This window comes from Nonlabens sp., assembly GCF_039941875.1.
Lineage (GTDB): Bacteria > Bacteroidota > Bacteroidia > Flavobacteriales > Flavobacteriaceae > Nonlabens.
On record NZ_JBDVDQ010000003.1, the window covers coordinates 237,703 to 258,198 of the forward strand.

A 20,496-nucleotide genomic window follows, 5' to 3' on the forward strand; every position below is an offset into this window, starting at 1 on the left:
TTCGCGAAAGCGTACCCATAAAAAAACCTCATCGTAATTGATGAGGTTTTTGTTTTTTATAAAAGTCCTATCCTAGATTAATGATGCTCGTCTTCCATCGTTACTTCGCCAGATGCTTGCTCTACTATTTCTTTACCTAAATAAGCAAGAATACTACCTTCTTCTATTTCCATTTTATTAGACATAGACGGTACGATGTCTATCGCATTTTCATGTCGTATAAATAGCGGTACAATGTCCTCGTCAGTTTTTGTAATTTCTATAAGACCTTCAAAGTGTTCTTGAGACTTAATAGTTATCTCATGTATCTTACCATGGTGACGTGTAACCTCTATCATGTTCACGTAATCATCTGTAGCAGAGAATAAGCCAGTTTCAGGGTTTTTATTAGGATTATTAATCTCATTAGAGTGCACTAGTCTATAAGCTCCATTTTCTCCAAAACGTTTTTCAAATCGCTCGATAGCATAATCGTTAATTTGAGAATTGCCAGTCAGTGCTAGTAAAAACCCTATGTTGTTAAATTCAATATCGTCAGATATGGAGTCTGAGTAAATGTCTGCTGTAACAGCGTCTAGACCATCTTCTTTTGCGATACGTATATTGTTTGCATTAGTGTCCACTAATACGACACTGCGACCGTGTTCCTTAAGATATTTTGCAATGACTCTAGAGAATTTTGAAGCTCCTACTATCATGATACCATTAGATTGTTTAAGGAAAACACCTACTATTTTTGCAAACATTCTTGCTGTAGTAGCATTAAGTAAAACGGTTCCTAGTACGATCATGAATACTAGTGGTGTTATATATTCTGCACCAGGTATTCCTTGAGAGACTAGTTTAGAACCAAAAAGTGATGCGATACCTGCGGCAACTATCCCGCGCGGTCCTACCCAAGAAATAAATAATTTTTCATTGAGCTTGAGCCCACTGTTTATAGAGCTAGCAAATACACCTAGTGGTCGTATGATAAATGCCATAATAGCAAATAGTACTAGGGTTTCCCATCTATAAATAAGGTATAGGTCTTCCATATCTATGTTAGCCGCTAGGAGTATAAAAAGTATAGAGATAAGAAGTACGCTCAGTGACTCTTTAAAGTATAGAAGTTCTTTTATGTTAGGAAGGTTGATGTTTCCTAAAACCATTCCCATGACTACTACCGCAAGTAATCCAGATTCATGTGCAAAACTGTCACTTAGTACAAAGACACCTAAAACTGCTGCAAGCGTAAAAACGTTTAATAGGTAATGTGGTATAAGTTTTTTCTTTATAGAAAAAGCAAGAGCATGTGCAAATGAAAAACCAAATGAAAAACCAAACAATACGATCTTACCAAATTCTTCTAAAGCCACCAGCGTGAACTCACCACCAGCACCAGCACTTATAAATTCAAATACTAGTACGGCAAATAATGCTCCTATAGGATCAATAAGAATACCTTCCCACTTAAGGATGGAGCTCACATCCTTTTTTAAGGGTATGTTACGTAATATAGGTGTGATAACCGTAGGTCCTGTAACGATTATCAATGCAGAAAATAGTAGAGATATCTTCCATGTCAGGCCAAATATATAATGCGCAGCAACTCCACCACCTACAAATGTGATGATCACAGCAACTGATATTAATTTACCAATAACCGGTCCTGTGTTAAGAATTTCATCTCTCTTTAAAGTTAATCCACCTTCAAAAAGAATGATACTTATGGCCAGCGATACAAAGTAAAATAAGCTGTCTCCAGGGAAAAGTCCTTTCTCGCCATTCCATATAGGTTCTATCAATTTTGCATCTCCTGTATATAAAGTAGCGATAGGACCTACTAGTAAACCGATGATGATTAATGGTAAGATAGCAGGGATTTTTAATCTCCATGCCATCCATTGCGCTAATATTCCTAATATGATAATTCCTGCTAGTTCTAGCATATTTTTAAATTTTCAGGAAAATTACAACCTTTTTTATCAGTTTTATAATGGTTACGCTTTCGCGAAAGCGAAATAAGTAATAATTAAGCCTATATTTATGTTTTTTTAACAAATAACAAGCATTGAGTTACACCTCATTTAAAAATATAGCGATAGGAATCGCTTTTTCCCCTACACTAGAAGCAAACGTAAGCGAGGCTGCAAGAGTAAGTTGCATGTTCGGTGCAAAGCTGTCTTTAATTCATGTGGGGCCGAGAAGTGATGAAAAAATAAGCATTATAGATCAATACATAGGTAATTGTGGACAGTCACAATTATCTTATGAAATTATCTTTACCGAGGGTGATCCAGTAGGGGTTATTCTAGAAACTGTTAAGGAGCATAAAATAGACTTGCTACTTCTGGGCGCTTTAAAGCAAGAAAAATTTGTCAAGTTTTATCTAGGTTCTATTGCACGTAAACTGACTAGAAAAGCAACTTGCTCTGTTCTAATGATGACTAATCCCAGTGTGATAAGAAAACCATGTAAGCACATGGTGGTAAATGGGCTTAAGGATGCGCATACAGAGCATACTATAGAAACAGCTTTTTATGTAGCACACAGTTTAGGAAGCAATCAGCTGACTATAGTGGAAGAAATAGAACAAGAAAAGGTATCTATAAAAATTGATGACGATCAAAGTTTGCGTAAAGCAAATTTGCTTAAAGAAAAACTCAAACGACAGGAAGAATTACGTGTTCAAGGTATATTAAGTCATATACCTAGTGATGAAAAGAAAGATATTCAGGTAAGTACGCAACCTATTTTTGGGCAACGTGGTTATTCTATAGGTCATTATGCTCAAATAGTAAGAGCAGATTTACTGGTAATGAATGCGCCTAAAAAGTCTAGTTTTCTAGATAGGTTTTTCCCTCATGATCTAGAGCATATTTTAAATGAACTGCCTACTGATGTACTTATAGTAAGATGACGAAGAAGAAAACAGACATCAAAGGGTTTTTTAAAGCATTACCCAAAAACATTTTTAGTGGTTTTGTGGTTAGTCTTATCGCATTACCATTAGGTCTAGGTCTTGCTATGGCTAGTGAGGTACCACCTATTGCAGGTGTTATAGCTGCGGTGGTAGGTGGAGTTTTAGTCTCTATTCTAGGTGGTAGTAATGTTACCATTTCTGGTCCAGGTAATGGTCTAGTAGGTGTGATACTAGTGGCGGTCGCCACATTAGGTTTAAATGGTACTTATGCTGCTATTATATGTTCTGGTATTTTGTTAACCATACTGGGTTTTTTGAGAATGGGAAAACTAGCAGATTTTTTTCCGTCTAGTGCTATTCAAGGTATGCTGGCAGCTATAGGTCTTATTATTCTAGGTAAACAGTTTCATATCATGATGGGTAATGAGATGAAGTTACCAGGTAGTATAGATTACCTGCTCGCTATTCCATCTACTATAGTTGGAGTCTTTTCTTATAGCCATTCTGGCTTTACTTATGCAGCTATATCTGGTGTCATAGCATTAGCTATTATGGTGTTTTATCCTAAAATTAGAAATAAATACTTTCATCTAGTCCCAGCACCTATGTGGATAGTCTTAATATCTATAGGAGTTAGTTACTTCTATGAATTAGTATTACAACAGCCGCACCCAGTAGATCCTAGATACATGATCTCAAATATTCCTACAGGCGGTCAGATTGTGTCTGACATACCTACTCCTAATTTTAATCTTGTTAACTCCATAGGTTTCTGGGGTAGTGTTCTTGCGATTACATTAATAGCAAGTATAGAGTCTTTGTTAAGTATTAAGGCAGTAGACCAGTTAGATCCAGAAAAAAGAAGATCTAATGTAAATAGAGATCTTAAAGCATTAGGTCTGGCTACTATAGGTAGTGGTTTTTTAGGAGGTCTTAATGTAGTTACCGTTATAGCAAGAAGTTCTGTAAATGTGAATAATGGAGGTAGTAACCGTTCTTCTAACTTTGCACACGCAACATTCCTAGTTATTTTTATTCTTTTATTTAGTACGCAATTAACACGTATACCGTTGCCAGCTCTAATGGCTATTTTGGTCTATACAGGTTATAAGCTAGCCTCTCCTAGTAATGTTGTAAAGATTTTTAAGATAGGAAAAGAGCAGCTTATTATCTTTTTCACCACTTTATTAGTTACGCTATTTGTAGGTTTAATTTCAGGGATTCTTGCAGGTGTGTTAATGACCTTTGTTATTCATGTGATCTTGAATAAAGATCTAGAGCTTTTTATAAAAAACTGGCGCAAACCTAATGTCTTGATGTTTAAAGAGAAAAAAGGGGATCAACACTACTATATTAATGTCAAGCATTTCTGTACTTTCTTAAATTTCTATAGACTTAAAGAAAAATTAAATGCTATTCCCGAGACAGAAGATGTTGTAGTAGATTTATCATTGTGTGAATTTGTTGATCACACGGTAATGGAAAACCTGAGTGCCTATCAAGATGTGTTTCATAAAAGAGGTGGACATCTAGAAATTATAGGACTCGATTTACACGGTACAGATTCAGAACACCCATTTGCATTGCGCAGGCTCATACCTGGCATACCATTTCTTACAGGTAATCTTACTAAAAGACAGACGACTTTAAAAGAAATAGCCCAAGGTTATTCATTAGAATATGAGGTCGATGTAAAGGGAAATACAGAGGTGTTAGACAAATTTAGATACTTCAAGACTAAAAAAATTGAAAAAATATACAATAGACTATTTAATGAAGATGACTCTTTCTCTGTGTTTGATATACACTATTCTGAAGGAGAGTTTATAGCCAAAGAAGACGTGCGTACCACAATGTTACATATTAAACTTGAGCATGCTATTCCAGAATTTACACTAGATAGAGAAGGTTTTATGGAGCGTCTATATGCTATCGCAGGATATGAAGATATACCTATTGATAACCATTCTGATTTTACAAAACGCTTTTACCTTTTAGGAAAGAACCCTTATAGAGTTCAAGAATATTTTAATGATGATTTAGTAAAGTTCTTTGAGTGTAATTCTTACTATCATGTAGAGTCTGATGGTGTTTCCTTATTAATTTTCAGGACACAACGTACTTCTGGAGTTAAGGAGATAAAAAAGTTGATTGATTTTGGTAACCGCCTTAGAAAAGTAGTGGTTAAAGAAGTGCAAGTAGCTTATTAAAACCCTTATTTATTCTTAAAGGCATTGTGGGCTATGCGGTACATTTTGTATTTTGCAGACACTATGAAGATACACTCAATAGAATCTGGTAATTTTAAGTTAGATGGTGGTGCCATGTTCGGTGTGGTGCCTAAAAGTTTATGGACACGTACTAATCCTGCAGACTCTAATAACATGATCGATATGGCGGCGAGATGTCTGCTTATTGAGAATGGAGATAGACTTACTTTGATTGATACTGGAATGGGTAATAAACAGTCAGAGAAGTTTTTTGGCTATTATTATATGGATCATAAATTTAATCTAGATAGTTCACTAAAAGAAAAAGGATTCTCTCGCGATGATATTACAGACATTTTTCTGACGCATTTACACTTTGACCATTGTGGTGGTGTAATTAAGAAGAGTAGTAAAGGAGATTTTTTTGAGCCCGCTTTCGCGAAAGCGGTATGCCACACCAACTCTAGTCACTGGAAATGGGCAATAGAACCTAACGATAGAGAGAAAGCTAGTTTCCTTACAGAAAATATCAAACCCATAGAAGAAAACGGACAGCTCAATTTTATTTCTCAAAACAGCAGTTATGAGAAGCAAAATGAAATGGATTTTGATATCCTTTTTGTAGACGGCCATACAGAAAAGATGATGATTCCGCACATACACTTAGATGGTAAAACATTTGTGTACATGGCAGACTTGCTTCCTACAGTAGGACACATTCCATTACCATATGTAATGGGGTATGACACAAGACCATTATTAACTCTTGGTGAGAAAGAAAAATTTTTAAATGAAGCTGCAACTAAGGGGTATTACCTCATTTTAGAACACGATCCATATAACGAGATTATAACTGTAAAACATACAGACAAAGGTGTGAGGTTAGATCAAACCTTTACTTTCAAAGACTTATTTTAAAACTAACAAACAATAATTAACAGAAAATGAAATACTCAATTTTAAAATCTACATTTTTAACTGTTGCAGCAGCTGGTTTGCTAGCTAGTTGTGGTAGTGGTGGTGCTATAGTATCTCCAGCTATAGGTAATATAGATAGTACACCTTTAAAAACACAAGCGCTTACCGAAGAACAAGCAAAGAACTGGAAAGACATGGACCTTGTTGCTGACACTATTCCTGGGATGAGTGTTAATAAAGCTTATACAGAAATACTAAAAGGTAAAAAAGGCGAGACAGTTATTGTAGCGGTTATTGATTCTGGTATTGACGTAGAGCATGAAGATCTAGATGGGGTTATCTGGACTAATAAAGGCGAGATTGCTGGTAATGGCAAGGATGACGATAACAACGGTTATATAGATGACGTTCATGGGTGGAATTTCTTAGGAGACATCATTGATGAAAATTTAGAATACGAAAGAATAGTAAGAGATAAAGCTATGCTTCCTGCAGATATTGTTGCAAAAGCACAGAAAGAATATGACGGTAAAGTAAATGATGCCAAAGAAGAAAAAGCTTTTTACGAGCAACAAATTGCTGCTGTAAAAGGTTTTGATGCAAAATTAGTTGCAGCAATTGGTAAAGAAGATTATACTCTTGAAGATGTAAAGGCAATCGCTACTAGTGATGATCAAGAGTTAGAGCAAGCAAAAGCTATAGCGAATAGAGTTTTTCCACAATATGAAAGTTTTTCTAACCTTGTAACTTTATTAGAAGGTGAAGTAAGTAGTGTTACAGCACTTTTAAACGGAGATAAATTAAAAACTAATTACCGTAAAGATATCCTTAATGACGATCAGTACGTATGGGATACACCAGTTTATGGTAATAATGAATATTCTGGTCCAGATCCAGAAAAAGCAGATGCTTTTCATGGTACGCATGTCGCAGGTATTATCGCTGCAGAGCGTGATAACGGTCTAGGTGTTAATGGTGTCGCAAATAATGTAGAGATTATGGTACTTAGAGCTGTTAGTATGGGTGATGAGTATGATAAGGATATAGCAAAAGCAATACGTTATGCTGCAGATAATGGTGCAAAAGTAATCAACGGTAGTTTTGGTAAATACCACTCTCCTAATGCACAATGGGTTTGGGATGCTATCAAATATGCTGAGACTAAAGATGTTCTTTTTGTAAATGCAGCTGGTAATGAAGGTACTGATACAGATTTCACACAAGTATATCCTCAAGATCAAGTAATGGCAGGTGCTGAAATATCTGATAATTTCTTAACAGTAGGAGCTTTAAACTTTGAATATGGTTCTGGATTATTAGCTGGTTTCTCTAACTACGGGAAAAGTACTGTAGATGTATTTGCTCCAGGTGCGGCGATTTATTCTACTGCGCCACTTAATGAATATCGTAATGCAAGTGGTACTTCTATGGCATCTCCTGCAACTGCAGGTGTTGCAGCGGTAATAAGATCACAGTATCCTAAATTAACAGCGTCACAAGTAAAGCATGTTATTATGGATAGTGGTTTAACGACTAGCGCTAGAGTAATAGTAGGTGGTAATCCAGAAGATACAAAACCGTTTGCAGAAACTACAGTTTCTGGTAAAATGGTAAACCTTTACAACGCATTAATTCTTGCTTCTAAAATCTAATTAGATTCAAAAAAATATAAAGCGGATATTCTTACTATAAGAATATCCGCTTTTTTATTGAAATTTTAATTTAGTCTTTGTAAACTAAAGTCCGCTTTAAATACGTTAATTTGTATGTTAATATAATGAGTTATTAACATGAAAACATTTTAATTAATGCTATATGTTAGGTTCAAATGCATAGTTTATATTTATTTTAACGCTGTAATTAATAATAAATCCGATGAAATACGTAAAATAAAAAGATAACGTATAGATGACGATTCTTTTTTGTTCTAATTCATTTTAATATTTACATTCGCATTCCCTACAATTATCGACATGATGTTAGTTAAGTTTCACATTTTTATTTTGATGCTTGTTCAGCAAGCACCACCGCCACCTGAGTTTGAGACAAAAATGGCTCCTACCCCTGTAGGAGATGTCGTACCTCTAGATACTAATTTATGGATATTGCTTGCAGTTGCTGTAGCTTTAATAGGGTATGTGGCTGTTTTTAAATTTAAAAAGATAGCTTAAAGATTCATTAATCTTTTTACATATTTACCTATCACATCAAATTCTAGATTTACTTTGTCGCCTTGAGATAAGGTTTTAAAACCTGTGTGCTCATAAGTATATGGGATAATAGCTACAGAGAAGCTGTTAGTTTTAGAATATACGACAGTAAGGCTCACTCCATTTATACAGATACTTCCTTTTTCAATAGTTACGTTATTTAGTTTTTGATCATATTCAAAGCTAAATATCCATGAACCATCTTTGTTTTCTGCTTGGGTGCAAATAGCTGTCTGGTCTACATGGCCTTGTACGATATGCCCGTCTAGTCGTGCGTTCATTTTCATGGCGCGTTCTATATTAACTATAGCACCTTCCTTTAGATCTCCTATATTTGTCTTGTTAAGAGTCTCTTCTATAGCGGTTACGGTATATTGATCGCCATCTATGGCTACAACTGTTAGACACACTCCATTATGCGCAACACTTTGATCTATTTTTAACTCGGCGGTTAAATCACAACGCAAACTGAGGTGTAAATTTGTATTTTCTTTTCTTACCTGCATAACTTTTGCAGCACTCTCTATAATTCCTGTAAACATAACTGATTAAAAAACTTTACTTTTATCCTTTCAAAAATAAGGCTTAAAGCGCGCAATACATGAATAAGGAAGAGAATATCAAAGTAGGTATCACTATTGGTGATCCTAATGGAATAGGTGGAGAGATTATTTTAAAGGCATTTGAAGATTCTAGAATGCTAGAGATGTTTACGCCAGTCGTTTTTGCTAGCACAAAATTACTATCCTATTACGTTAAAACGTTTAACCTTAAAGTCAAAATTCATGGAATAACTTCTTTGAACGATGTAGTTCCAGGTAAATTTAATGTGTTTAGGCTAATTAAGGAGCCGTTTAAAGTTAACTGGGGACAGGTAAGTCCAGAAGCTGGTGAGATAGCTGTGAGAAGTCTAGAGGCTGCTACTGCGGCATTAAAGAACAATGATATAGATGTGCTAGTAACTGCACCTATTAATAAGGAGTCTATACATTCTGATAAGTTTAAATTCCCAGGGCATACAGATTATTTAAATCAAGAGTTAGAAGGCGAGAGTTTAATGTTTATGGTGTCCAACGATTTGAGAGTAGGTTTACTTACAGATCATGTGCCGGTAAAAGACGTGCCAGCCAGTATTAATGCCAAGGTTGTTAAAACTAAAATAGGTACTATAAAAGAATCTTTGAAAAAGGACTTTGGAATTAGTAAACCTAAAATAGCTGTTTTAGGTATTAATCCACATGTAGGAGATAATGGTGTCATCGGGACAGAAGATCAGGATACTTTAATCCCAGCTTTGGAGCAATTAAGAGAAGATGGGAACATAATATTCGGCCCATATGCAGCAGATTCCTTTTTTGGGAACAAAAAATATAAAGAATTCGACGCTATTTTAGCTAGTTATCACGACCAAGGATTAATTCCTTTCAAAACTATTGCTTTTGGTAAAGGAGTGAATTTTACGGCAGGACTTAGTCATGTAAGAACAAGTCCTGATCACGGGACAGGCTTTGATATAGCTGGAAAAGGTGATGCTAATCCAGAATCGTTTATAGCTGCTGTAAATTGCGCGATAGAAATTTATCGCGAGAGAAAAGAGTACGAAATACTTAATAAGAATCCGTTAAAAAAACTTTCTCGCAAACGAAGATGATATTAACACTAGGTTTTTAATAACTTTTATTATCTTTGCCCGCTCTTTGAAAGAGTAAGATTATGGAACTCAAAGCTTTTATAATATCCTATGCTGGATTAAAAGAAGGGAAACATCAGTTTCAATTCGAGGTCGATAATACGTTTTTTGAAAATTTTGGATTTGAAGAGTTTAATAGTTCATCAATTATTGTTGATGCAGAGTTAGATAAGAAAAATACCATTATGGAACTTTCTTTGGATGCTACTGGATCAGTTAACGTTAATTGTGATGTTACTAATGAGCCTTTTGATTTAGATATAGACACGTCTATGAATCTAGTCGTCAAATTTGGAGATGCTTTTAATGATGATAATGAAGAATTATTGATCCTACCACATGGAGAATATGAATTCAATATTGCGCAGTATGTGTATGAAATGCTTGTGCTTTCATTGCCACATAGAAGAGTTCATCCAGGAGTTGAAGATGGTTCTTTAGAGTCAGATGTATTAGATAAGCTAGATGAATTAAGAGTTTCAAATCCTGAAGAAGAGAATAACACAAATATTACAGATCCCAGATGGGACGCATTAAAGAAATTAAAAACGGATAATAACTTATAGCCATGGCGCATCCTAAGAGAAAAATCTCGAAAACGAGAAGAGACAAAAGAAGAACACACTACAAAGCGACTGTTCCTCAAATTGCAACAGATTCAACAACTGGTGAGGCTCACCTTTACCACAGAGCACACTGGCATGAAGGAAAATTATATTACCGCGGTAATGTACTTATAGACAAAACTGAGGTAGCTGAGGCTTAATCTCAATTATATATTTCTTAGAAAACCTTGGTTTTCAATATGAGATCACAAAAAATGACACGTTTTTATTAAAAATGTGTCATTTTTTGTGGTTTCTAGAGCTTTTTTAGTAGCTTTCGCAGCTCTAATTAAACCACTAGAATCACCAGTATGAGTAAAGTCAAAGCGGCGATAACAGCAGTAGGGGCCTACGCACCAGAGTATAGGCTTACTAACGCCATCTTAGAAACTATAGTCGATACAAACGACGAATGGATCACTTCTCGTACAGGGATTAAGGAAAGGCGCATTCTTAAAGATAAGGATAAGGGTACTTCTTACCTTGCTATAATGGCAGCAAAAAATCTAATTGATAAAAAGAAATTAGATCCTACTACTATAGATTTAGTAATTGTTGCAACAGTAACACCAGACATGCCAGTGGCATCTACGGCTGCTTACGTTGCTTCAGAAATAGGTGCGGTAAATGCATTCTCATATGACTTAATGGCAGCCTGTTCGGGCTTCCTTTATGGAATGAGTACTGCTAGTAGTTATATTGAATCTGGTAGGTATAAAAAAGTTCTACTTATTGGGGCAGATAAGATGTCCTCTATTATAGATTATGAAGATCGCGCGACTTGTATCATTTTTGGTGATGGAGGTGGCGCGGTTCTCTTTGAGCCTAATACAGAAGGTTATGGTTTTGAAGATGAAATACTACGCAGTGACGGTATAGGGCGTAATTTTTTAAAGATAGAAGCAGGTGGTTCATTAATGCCTGCCTCTCATGAATCTGTAGATAATAAACAACATTACGTTTTTCAGGATGGAAAAAATGTTTTTAAACACGCGGTATCAAATATGGCCGATGTTTCTGAACAAATTGTAAAACGCAATAAATTAACTAATGAAGATATAGACTGGTTAGTACCACACCAGGCAAATAAACGCATAATAGATGCAACCGCAAGAAGGGTAGATCTTCCAGAAGAGAAGGTTATGGTAAATATCCATAAATTTGGAAATACTACCAGTGCTACATTACCTTTATGCTTAAATGATTATGAAACTCAGTTAAAAAAAGGAGATCGACTAGTATTTGCTGCCTTCGGTGGTGGATTTACTTGGGGTTCTGTATATTTAACGTGGGCTTACGATAGTTAAACTTAATAACCACCCTAATTTATGGACATTAAAGAAATACAAAATTTGATCAAATTTGTTGCAAAATCTGGAGCAAGTGAGGTAAAATTAGAAATGGATGATATTAAAATCACCATTAGAACTGGTAGTGAAACTGGTGATGTAACTTACGTTTCTCAAGCTGCTCCTATGCAAATGGCTCCTGCTCAACAAGCAGCACCTGTGCAACAAGCTGCTCCTGCAGCGGCACCTGTTGCGGCAGCACCAGCAGCTGCTCCTGCGGCTAGTGATGATAAGTATATTACTGTAAAATCTCCTATTATTGGAACTTTTTATAGAAAAGCATCTCCAGATAAACCTGCATTTGTTGAGGTAGGAGATAGTATTAAAGAAGGTGATACATTATGTATTATTGAGGCTATGAAACTTTTCAACGAGATAGAAAGTGAAGTTTCAGGTACTATTGTAAAAGTGCTTATCGACGATTCTTCTCCGGTAGAATTCGATCAGCCATTATTTTTAGTAGATCCGTCTTAAGTAAAAGAAGGATTTTTATGTCTTAGTGTTGGTATTGCTTCCGCTTTCGCGAAAGCGAGCCATATACCGATACCTTAACTAAAAAGAAACATCATGTTTAAAAAAATATTGATTGCAAATCGCGGTGAAATAGCTCTAAGAGTTATACGTACTTGTAAGGAGATGGGAATAAAAACAGTAGCTGTTTATTCTACTGCTGATGCAGAAAGTCTTCACGTGAAATTTGCAGACGAAGCTGTGTGTATAGGACCTCCTGCTAGTAGTGAGTCTTACTTAAAAATGTCTAACATTATAAGTGCCGCAGAAATTACAAATGCAGATGCTATCCATCCTGGTTATGGTTTTTTATCTGAAAATGCAGATTTTTCTCGCATTTGTGATGAACATCAAATTAAATTCATAGGTGCTAGTGCAGACATGATCTCTAAAATGGGAGATAAAGCAACTGCCAAAGAAACTATGAAAGCCGCAGGTGTACCTTGTGTTCCTGGTTCTGAAGGAATCATGGCAGATTTTGCTGACTGTTTAAAAACAGCTAGAGAAACTGGTTACCCTGTAATGCTAAAAGCTACTGCTGGTGGTGGTGGTAAAGGTATGCGTGCCGTGTGGAAAGAAGAAGATCTTCAAGATGCATGGGATAGCGCTCGTTATGAGTCTAAGGCTGCCTTTGGTAATGATGATATGTATATGGAAAAGCTTATTGAAGAGCCACGCCATATTGAAATACAAATCGTAGGAGATAGCTATGGAAAAGCATGTCACTTAAGTGAGCGTGATTGTTCTGTACAAAGACGTCACCAGAAACTTACTGAAGAGGTGCCTTCTCCTTTCATGACAAAGAAATTGCGTAAGGACATGGGTGAAGCTGCTGTAAAAGCTGCAGAATATATCGCTTATGAAGGTGCAGGAACTGTAGAGTTTCTTGTTGATAAACACCGTAATTTCTACTTCATGGAGATGAATACTCGTATTCAAGTAGAACACCCTATCACAGAACAAGTAATAGACTTTGATCTAATTAGAGAGCAAATACTTGTTGCTGCTGGTGTTAAGATTTCAGGAAAGAATTATGAGCCTGCGTTACACTCTATTGAGTGTAGAATAAATGCAGAAGATCCTTATCACGATTTCCGTCCTTCTCCAGGTAAAATTACTACATTACATGCTCCAGGTGGTCATGGTGTAAGATTAGACACGCATGTATATGCTGGTTATTCTATCCCACCTAATTATGACTCAATGATTGCAAAGTTGATTACAACTGCAAGAACACGTCAGGAAGCAATTGATAAAATGAAGCGTGCTCTAGATGAGTTTGTTATAGAAGGAATTAAGACTACTATTCCTTTCCATAGACAACTTATGGATGATCCAGCATATGTGGAAGGTAATTACACTACCGCATTCATGGATACTTTTGAAATGAAAGCAAAAGCTTAGTTTTAAAAATATAATAAGTATAATCCTATCTAGTTCTACTAGGTAGGATTTTTTTATGCAATTAATCCCTATTATTCTGTTCAATTACTAGTTATTTAAAATATTTTTGATCTAGATCTGTTTAAAGTAAATATGAAATTCAAGTTCTTTTTTATTCTTTTGTGTTACAGCAGTATAGCCGGCGCGCAAGAGTATGCGGACTTGATAAAAAAGCGTGTTGCGATAAAAGATTCTGTCCTTGTAGATTCTATAAGTATTAGTCCAGCTTATTTTAAGGTCATGGATAAAAAAGGAGTTGTTATAGATAGTTCTAGATATACCATAGACTATTCTACCTCATTACTTTTGTTTAAAAATAAATTAGAAATAAGTACAGACTCTATAGATATAGTTTATAATCCGTTACCTGATTTTCTTACTAGAACGTATAGAATTTACGATCCTAAGATCATACTAGATAACAATAGTAAGCAAGAACAACTTATAACCTTGCAAGAACCTACTGTTACTAACACATTTGTTCCTTTTAACGGTCTTCAAACATCTGGTAGTATTACACGTGGTGTGAGAGTAGGTAATAACCAGAATAGTGTTGTGGATTCAGAGCTGGATTTAAGAATAACAGGAAAATTAAGCGATAAGGTCTCTTTGCGTGCGTCCATACAAGATGCTAATGTACCGCAAACTCAAAATGGGTATTCTCAACGTCTAGACGAATTTGATCAAATATTCATAGAACTCTATAGCGATGACTGGAGTATAAGAGCTGGAGATGTAGATTTAATTCAAGAAGATTATCAGTTTAATAACTTTACAAAACGTGTTCAAGGAATTTCTGGGCAAGTAGAATTTAATGGAGAGGACTCTAGAGGTTATGCAGGTGCTGCAGGTGCTTTGGTTAGAGGAACATTTAATATAAGCAGGTTTACCGGTCAGGAGGGAAATCAAGGCCCTTATAAACTTACAGGTCAAAATGGAGAGTTATTTATTCTTGTGGTTTCCGGTAGTGAGCGTGTTTTTGTTAATGGAATTCCTTTAACACGAGGCGAGAACAAGGATTATGTGATAGACTATAACGCAGGAGAGTTGCGGTTTACACCTACATTTCCTATTACAAGTGAAATGCGTATTTCTATAGAATATCAATACAGCGAGCGTAATTTTACTAGATTCATAGGTTATGGTAAAGGTGGTTATGAGTCTAAAAAGCTCAAAATAGATAGCTATATTTATACAGAAACTGATGCCAAGAATCAGCCTTTACAACAAAACCTAAGCGATGAACAAGTCGCTATATTAGTACAAGCAGGTGATGATCCTGAACGTGCTATCGCACCTAGTGCTATTCCTGATGATTTTTCTGAAAACCAAATTCTTTACCGCAGGGAATTCATTAATGGAACAGAACGTTTTATATTTTCTCAAGACCCTAATGAAACTTTGTTTAATGTAAGATTTAGTTTTCTAGGACTTAATCAAGGTAATTACCGTCTTATCAACGATCAGGCGATTGTAAATATTTATGAATACGTAGCTCCTATTAATGGTATGCCGCAAGGTAGTTATGAGCCCGTGATACAGTTATTTACTCCAGAGATTCTTACTATAGCTGGCCTTAAAGCTAGTTATGAACCTACTGAAGGAACTCAGGTTTTTACAGAATTTGCAGCGAGTAATAAAGATTTAAATAAATTCTCTAGCATTGACGATGGTGATAATAAAGGGGTTGCCTTAAAAATAGCAGCACAACAACAGTTATTAGGTAAGGATAGCTTACAATCCTTAAGTGTTCATCTTAATACAGATTATATACAAGAAAACTTCAGAAATGTAGAACGTGTTTATAACATAGAATTTAATCGCGATTGGAATTTAGAAACTGAACAAGGCAATCAGTTATTTACCACCTTAGGTCTTAATTATAAACGAGACTCCACCATAGCTGGCTCATATACGTACCAACATTTAGAATTTGATAAGTTCTATAAAGGAAATCGTCATGAATTAGTAGCATCTTATCAAGATAGTTTGTGGTTAGCTCGCTTTCGCGGAAGCGTGCTTAATACAAGTTCTGTAGAACAAGAATCTCAGTTTAACCGCATCAATGTAGATGTTCTAAGAAAAATAAAAAAGTATTATGCCGGTACTCGTATAGAAAGTGAAGATAACCAGCAACGACTGGCTGTGACTAACGAGTTGTCTGGATTATCTCAAAGGTTTGCTGGGTATGAGTTTTATGCTGGTCGTGGAGATACTACTACAACTTATGTGGAAGTAGGATATAGAAACCGCGTGAATGATAGCCTGCGTGATGACGGTAATCTGTCTAGAGTAAATACTTCTAATGATTATTACGTAAAATCTCAACCTATAAAAAATAGGGTAAGCACCCTATTAATATATGCAAATTATAGAAAGTTGAAAAGCGAGCTAGAAGAGGTGGACGACGAGGTTTCTTTTAATTCTAGAATTCAATATAAGCGTAAGATTTATGGAGGCAAAATACTTTTAAATACTACTTATGAGACGAATAGTGCAAGAATAGCAAGACAAGATTTTACTTATGTTTCTGTAAATCCTGGTCAAGGAACTTTTACATGGATAGATTATAATAACGACGGCATTCAAGATCTTAATGAATTTGAGGTAGCACAATTTCAGGACCAGGCTAGTTTTGTGAGGATATTGCTGCCTAATCAAGTGTTCTTACCTAGTCATCAAAATAAATTTTCACAAACTCTCACTTTAAATCCTATCTCGTGGACCAATGAGAAAGGTTTTAAAAAGTTTCTTTCTAGATTTTACAACCAGACCAGTTATTTAATAGATCGCATGGTTGCTAGAGAAGGTGAGAATTTTAACTTAAATCCATTTAATACAAGTGATGATCAGTTAGGATTAAATTTAAGTTTTAGAAATAGTTTGTTCTTTAATCGAGGTAAGCAAAATTACACCACTAACTATACCTATTTAAGCACGGCAAATGAGAACCTGCAAAGTATAGGTAGTATCGCTAGTGATATAGAGAGTCATCAACTACGATTTATCCACAAGTTGAAAGATACATGGTTGTTTAGTTTCAATGCTCAAAAAGGGAAAAGTGCTAGTAGTAGTGAGAATTTTTCTAATAGAAATTACGAGATTGACGATGTGTTATTGAATCCTCAACTGTCTTATTTGTTTGATAATAGCAACCGTCTAGAAGTATTTTACGAATTTCAAAATAAGGACAATCAGGTAAATGATGTAGCTGTGTTAAGCCAGCAAAATATAGGTTTAGGCTGGGCGTTTAATAAGGCTCAAAAATATGCTGTTAATGGTGAGATTAAATACATAAAAAATGATTTTGAAGGACAGGCATTTTCACCAGTAGGCTTCCAGATGTTAGAGGGATTACAACCTGGAACTAACTTTACTTGGAATTTCTTATTCCAGAAAAACCTGACTAAATTTCTAGATCTTAATTTAAGTTATAATGGTCGTAGTAGTGAAACTGCACAAACTGTCCATACAGGAAGTGTGCAGTTAAAGGCTTTTTTCTAGATAGCAAGAAACCCATCGATAGTAGTTTCTAGATCTTTTTCTGCTGGTCTTCTTGCATTGTCATCTACCATGCGGCCATTTTTATCAAACAACATATATCTAGGTATAGAACTCACATTGTTATCTTGAAATAATTTTGCTTTAGGATAGTTGCGGGCCAGAAAACTATTTTCGGTCAGGTTAAATTGTTTTGCAGCTCTTTCCCATTTTCCAGGATCTTGGTCTGTAGAGATAAATATAAAAGTCACGTCTTTACCTTTGTACTTTTCTTGTAGTTTTTCAGAATAAGGCATCATCGCTTTACAGGGCCCGCACCAGCTAGCCCAAATATCTAGATATACCACTTTACCTTTATTAGCTGCTAAGATTTGATCTAGGTTAGTGTAATTATCATCAAAATCTGTAAGATGTACGATATCATTACTAGAGATATCAGCGTCTGCAAATTTTACAATTTGTTTCATTTCTGTTTTTTCAGCTTGCTCACCACAGCTTGTGATTAGTATCGCAGTAAGAATTAAAAGAATATTTTTCATTTTCTTGTTTTTTACTTTAAGGTTCTTGAAACCTGTTGTTTCTAACTAAACAAATATCGAACTAAATCTTCAATTTTTGAAAAGGCTTGTACTTCTGTTCCTGTGTTTTTAAACTCTTGTTTGCTAGGCGCGATAAAAACTTTATCAAAACCTAATTTTGCCACCTCATTCACACGTTGCTCCATGCGGCTTACTGGTCGTATCTCACCACCTAATCCTACCTCTGCACTGAAACAGTGCTGTGAGGATAACTCGAGGTCAAAGTTAGAAGATAAAATAGCAGCTACAACAGCAAGGTCTATGGCAGGGTCATCTACAGTGATTCCGCCAGTAATATTTAAAAACACATCTTTCTGACCTAATTTAAAACCAGCCCTTTTTTCAAGGACGGCTAGAATCATGTTGAGTCTTTTAAGATTGTAACCTGTAGCACTGCGTTGTGGTGTTCCATAAACCGCTGTGCTTACTAGTGCTTGTACTTCTATCATAAGCGGTCGCATCCCTTCCATGGTTGCTGCTATCGCAGTACCGCTTAGTGTCGCACCACGTTGTGAAATTAAAATCTCACTAGGGTTAGTCACTTCTCTTAATCCATGACCTAGCATTTCATAAATACCTATCTCATGCGTACTACCGAATCGGTTTTTAAGCGCTCTTAATATTCTGTACGTATGATTACGATCTCCTTCAAATTGTAATACCGTATCTACCATGTGCTCTAAGATCTTAGGACCAGCGATATTACCATCTTTAGTAATATGACCTATAAGAAGAACAGGAGTATTCGTTTCTTTGGCAAATTTAATAAGCTCACTAGTGCATTCTCTTATTTGAGAAACACTACCAGGCGAGCTTTCTATATGATCGGTCTGTAGGGTTTGTATAGAGTCTATTATCAAGACATCTGGCTCAACTTCAGTTATTTGTCTGAATATGTTTTGCGTTTTAGTCTCTGTGAGAATATAGCAATTAACAGCCTCTTCTTTAATGCGATTTGCTCGCATTTTAATTTGTTGAGCACTTTCTTCGCCAGATACATAAAGCGTTTTAAAAGGTAAATTAAGGCATACTTGAAGTAGTAAAGTTGATTTTCCTATACCTGGCTCACCACCTAGAAGAGTAATTGAGCCAGGAACTAGTCCGCCTCCTAGAACTCTATTAAATTCTGCATTTGTGGTGTCTAGTCTAGGACTCTCGGCAGCATTTATTTCAGATATTAATTGTGGTTTTGGGGCACGCTTTCGCGAAAGCGGAACTTCTCCAACAGCACTTTCCCAAGTTTTTTTCTGTTCCTTTTGAACGACCTCTTCAACTAGTGTATTCCATTCTTTACAGGTGGAACACTGCCCTTGCCATTTAGAATGTTGCGAGCCGCAACTTTGACAAAACCAGGTAGTCTTTACTTTAGCCATTTACTCTTTTTCTTTAATTTGTAGCAGTTCTACTTTATCAAGAACATCTTCTTTACTTATACCTACTGCAGGTTCTAGTCCATAAGCAGCATTAAACGCTTTTATCGCTCTAGATGGTCTTCCTATTCCTTCATAGCCTAATCCTTCTATATACCGACCATAAAGAATGTCTGGATATACCTCGTTTGCTAGAACACCTATATCTATAAGTTGATCCCAGTCTTGTTTTGCTTCTACATAATCGGCTATGGTGACTAGATCTATAAGACGCAATTTCATGTCTACTCCATAAACTTCTTTAATGAATCGATATTTTTCCTGTATGCGATCTATGATGCGCACCATTCCTTTTTTCTTCTCATCGTCTTCAAATTTAGCTTCTTCGGCAAGGTCTTGTTCTAGTAGTTGTTCTTCGTCTATAAGCTGATATTCTTGAAAAATGAAATCTAATCCTCGTGGTATGGCATGTGCTGCAACCGAGTATTTATTAGTTCCTTCTATTTTGTCATGTTTCAGGTTAAGATTTTTCTTAGTTGCAAATAAAGAGTCTGTCTCCTTTGTTATGATCTCGCTTAGTGAGTCGTCGTCATCTGGTGTAGCTACGTAGAAATAATTGTATTCCTGCATTTGACTAATTTTAGGAATCAGATTTTCCTGTATCATGGAAGAGTAATCTGGATCTATTTGGATCAATGCATCTACAGCTATTTTTTTACGCATAAGATAAAAACTAGCAAGGTTTGCTGTAATATCTTTAGCAACTATAACGGTAAAAGGAGCAACTCTATATTCATTTACCATGGTCTGTTTTATCTCCATGACAAAATCCATGAATTTAAGAGATTGTTGCTCTGGAAAACCAGACTCCTGATTTATCTCAGTATCATCATAACGGCTTTGTCTTTGATTTATCCCTACTACAAAGGACTCTGGCATCTGATCCCAATAGGCTAGATAATCTGCACTTCCTGCAACTGGCTCAAATAAAAAGTCTCCATCTAAGACTATAATAAGTGGATAGGTCTTTTCTGGATTTTTAGAATAATTACGTGGTTTTAAAATTTTCACATTACGGTCTTCACCGAGTACGTCACTTGGAAAAGATCTATATAATGCTTGAGAGAATGCTAGATGTCCTATAAATAGGAGGATTGCGAAGGTTGTAAACTTATTCATCAAGAGAAATTTATGATCGGGAATTTAC

General features: G+C 35.7%; 17 protein-coding genes. 12 read left to right on the forward strand and 5 right to left on the reverse strand.

The annotated features are described in order from the left end of the window. Positions 1–77 precede the first annotated feature (77 nt). Complete coding sequence (locus tag ABJF08_RS01505; protein ID WP_348114282.1) at positions 78–1,931, reverse strand: cation:proton antiporter; 1,854 nt, start codon at positions 1,929–1,931, stop codon at positions 78–80. Between the two features lie 122 nt (positions 1,932–2,053). On the opposite strand from ABJF08_RS01505, the gene ABJF08_RS01510 reads away from it, so the two are divergent. The 5 genes from ABJF08_RS01510 (at position 2,054) to ABJF08_RS01530 (ending at position 8,204) form a co-directional block, all read left to right on the forward strand. Further along, entirely contained in the window at positions 2,054–2,902 is an 849-nt protein-coding gene (locus tag ABJF08_RS01510) for a universal stress protein (protein WP_348114283.1), read from the forward strand. After that, positions 2,899–5,115: a SulP family inorganic anion transporter gene (locus ABJF08_RS01515; protein ID WP_348114284.1), complete on the forward strand. Its 2,217-nt coding sequence runs from the start codon at positions 2,899–2,901 to the stop codon at positions 5,113–5,115. The genes ABJF08_RS01510 and ABJF08_RS01515 overlap by 4 nt, the downstream gene beginning before the upstream one ends. 63 nt (positions 5,116–5,178) lie before the next feature. After that, entirely contained in the window at positions 5,179–6,033 is an 855-nt protein-coding gene (locus tag ABJF08_RS01520) for an MBL fold metallo-hydrolase (protein WP_348114285.1), read from the forward strand. Between the two features lie 26 nt (positions 6,034–6,059). Continuing rightward, a complete protein-coding gene (locus ABJF08_RS01525) occupies positions 6,060–7,685 on the forward strand; it encodes a S8 family peptidase (protein WP_348114286.1) in 1,626 nt (541 codons plus the stop codon). Between the two features lie 354 nt (positions 7,686–8,039). Continuing rightward, a complete protein-coding gene (locus tag ABJF08_RS01530) occupies positions 8,040–8,204 on the forward strand; it encodes a hypothetical protein (protein ID WP_348114287.1) in 165 nt (54 codons plus the stop codon). Here the strand turns inward: ABJF08_RS01530 and ABJF08_RS01535 are convergent. After that, positions 8,201–8,785, reverse strand: a complete 585-nt coding sequence (locus ABJF08_RS01535; RefSeq protein WP_348114288.1) for a riboflavin synthase — start codon at positions 8,783–8,785, stop codon at positions 8,201–8,203. The genes ABJF08_RS01530 and ABJF08_RS01535 overlap by 4 nt on opposite strands. Positions 8,786–8,844: 59 nt before the next feature. On the opposite strand from ABJF08_RS01535, the gene pdxA reads away from it, so the two are divergent. The 7 genes from pdxA (at position 8,845) to ABJF08_RS01570 (ending at position 17,344) form a co-directional block, all read left to right on the forward strand. Beyond that, positions 8,845–9,894, forward strand: a complete 1,050-nt coding sequence (gene pdxA, locus ABJF08_RS01540) for a 4-hydroxythreonine-4-phosphate dehydrogenase PdxA (protein ID WP_348114289.1) — start codon at positions 8,845–8,847, stop codon at positions 9,892–9,894. A gap of 62 nt (positions 9,895–9,956) precedes the next feature. Then, the gene (locus ABJF08_RS01545; RefSeq protein ID WP_348114290.1) at positions 9,957–10,499 is read left to right on the forward strand and encodes a DUF177 domain-containing protein; all 543 of its coding nucleotides are present in this window, start codon (positions 9,957–9,959) and stop codon (positions 10,497–10,499) included. A 2-nt stretch (positions 10,500–10,501) separates the two neighbouring features. Next, positions 10,502–10,699, forward strand: coding sequence for a 50S ribosomal protein L32 (gene rpmF, locus ABJF08_RS01550; protein ID WP_041495498.1), 198 nt, complete (start codon positions 10,502–10,504; stop codon positions 10,697–10,699). A 150-nt stretch (positions 10,700–10,849) separates the two neighbouring features. Beyond that, positions 10,850–11,845 carry a beta-ketoacyl-ACP synthase III gene (locus ABJF08_RS01555; RefSeq protein WP_104514046.1) on the forward strand — a complete coding sequence of 332 codons (996 nt, stop codon included), beginning with the start codon at positions 10,850–10,852 and terminating at the stop codon, positions 11,843–11,845. Positions 11,846–11,866: 21 nt separating this feature from the next. Next, positions 11,867–12,361, forward strand: a complete 495-nt coding sequence (accB, locus tag ABJF08_RS01560; RefSeq protein WP_348114291.1) for an acetyl-CoA carboxylase biotin carboxyl carrier protein — start codon at positions 11,867–11,869, stop codon at positions 12,359–12,361. Positions 12,362–12,454: 93 nt separating this feature from the next. Further along, positions 12,455–13,801 carry an acetyl-CoA carboxylase biotin carboxylase subunit gene (gene accC, locus ABJF08_RS01565; protein WP_348114292.1) on the forward strand — a complete coding sequence of 449 codons (1,347 nt, stop codon included), beginning with the start codon at positions 12,455–12,457 and terminating at the stop codon, positions 13,799–13,801. Between the two features lie 132 nt (positions 13,802–13,933). Continuing rightward, positions 13,934–17,344 (forward strand): hypothetical protein, encoded by a 3,411-nt coding sequence (locus tag ABJF08_RS01570; protein WP_348114293.1) that lies wholly within the window; start codon positions 13,934–13,936, stop codon positions 17,342–17,344. On the opposite strand, the gene ABJF08_RS01575 is transcribed toward ABJF08_RS01570, so the two are convergent. Genes ABJF08_RS01575 through ABJF08_RS01585 form a run of 3 tightly spaced genes read right to left on the reverse strand, consistent with a single transcriptional unit; the run spans position 17,341 to position 20,468 of the window. Continuing rightward, positions 17,341–17,880 carry a TlpA disulfide reductase family protein gene (locus ABJF08_RS01575; protein ID WP_348114294.1) on the reverse strand — a complete coding sequence of 180 codons (540 nt, stop codon included), beginning with the start codon at positions 17,878–17,880 and terminating at the stop codon, positions 17,341–17,343. The two genes, ABJF08_RS01570 and ABJF08_RS01575, sit on opposite strands and share 4 nt — an antisense overlap. A 41-nt stretch (positions 17,881–17,921) precedes the next feature. Continuing rightward, positions 17,922–19,292 carry a DNA repair protein RadA gene (gene radA / locus ABJF08_RS01580; RefSeq protein ID WP_104514041.1) on the reverse strand — a complete coding sequence of 457 codons (1,371 nt, stop codon included), beginning with the start codon at positions 19,290–19,292 and terminating at the stop codon, positions 17,922–17,924. Continuing rightward, on the reverse strand, positions 19,293–20,468 hold the full coding sequence (locus tag ABJF08_RS01585) for an alpha/beta hydrolase-fold protein (protein WP_348114295.1): 1,176 nt from the start codon (positions 20,466–20,468) through the stop codon (positions 19,293–19,295). It lies immediately after the preceding gene. Between the last annotated feature and the right edge of the window lie 28 nt (positions 20,469–20,496).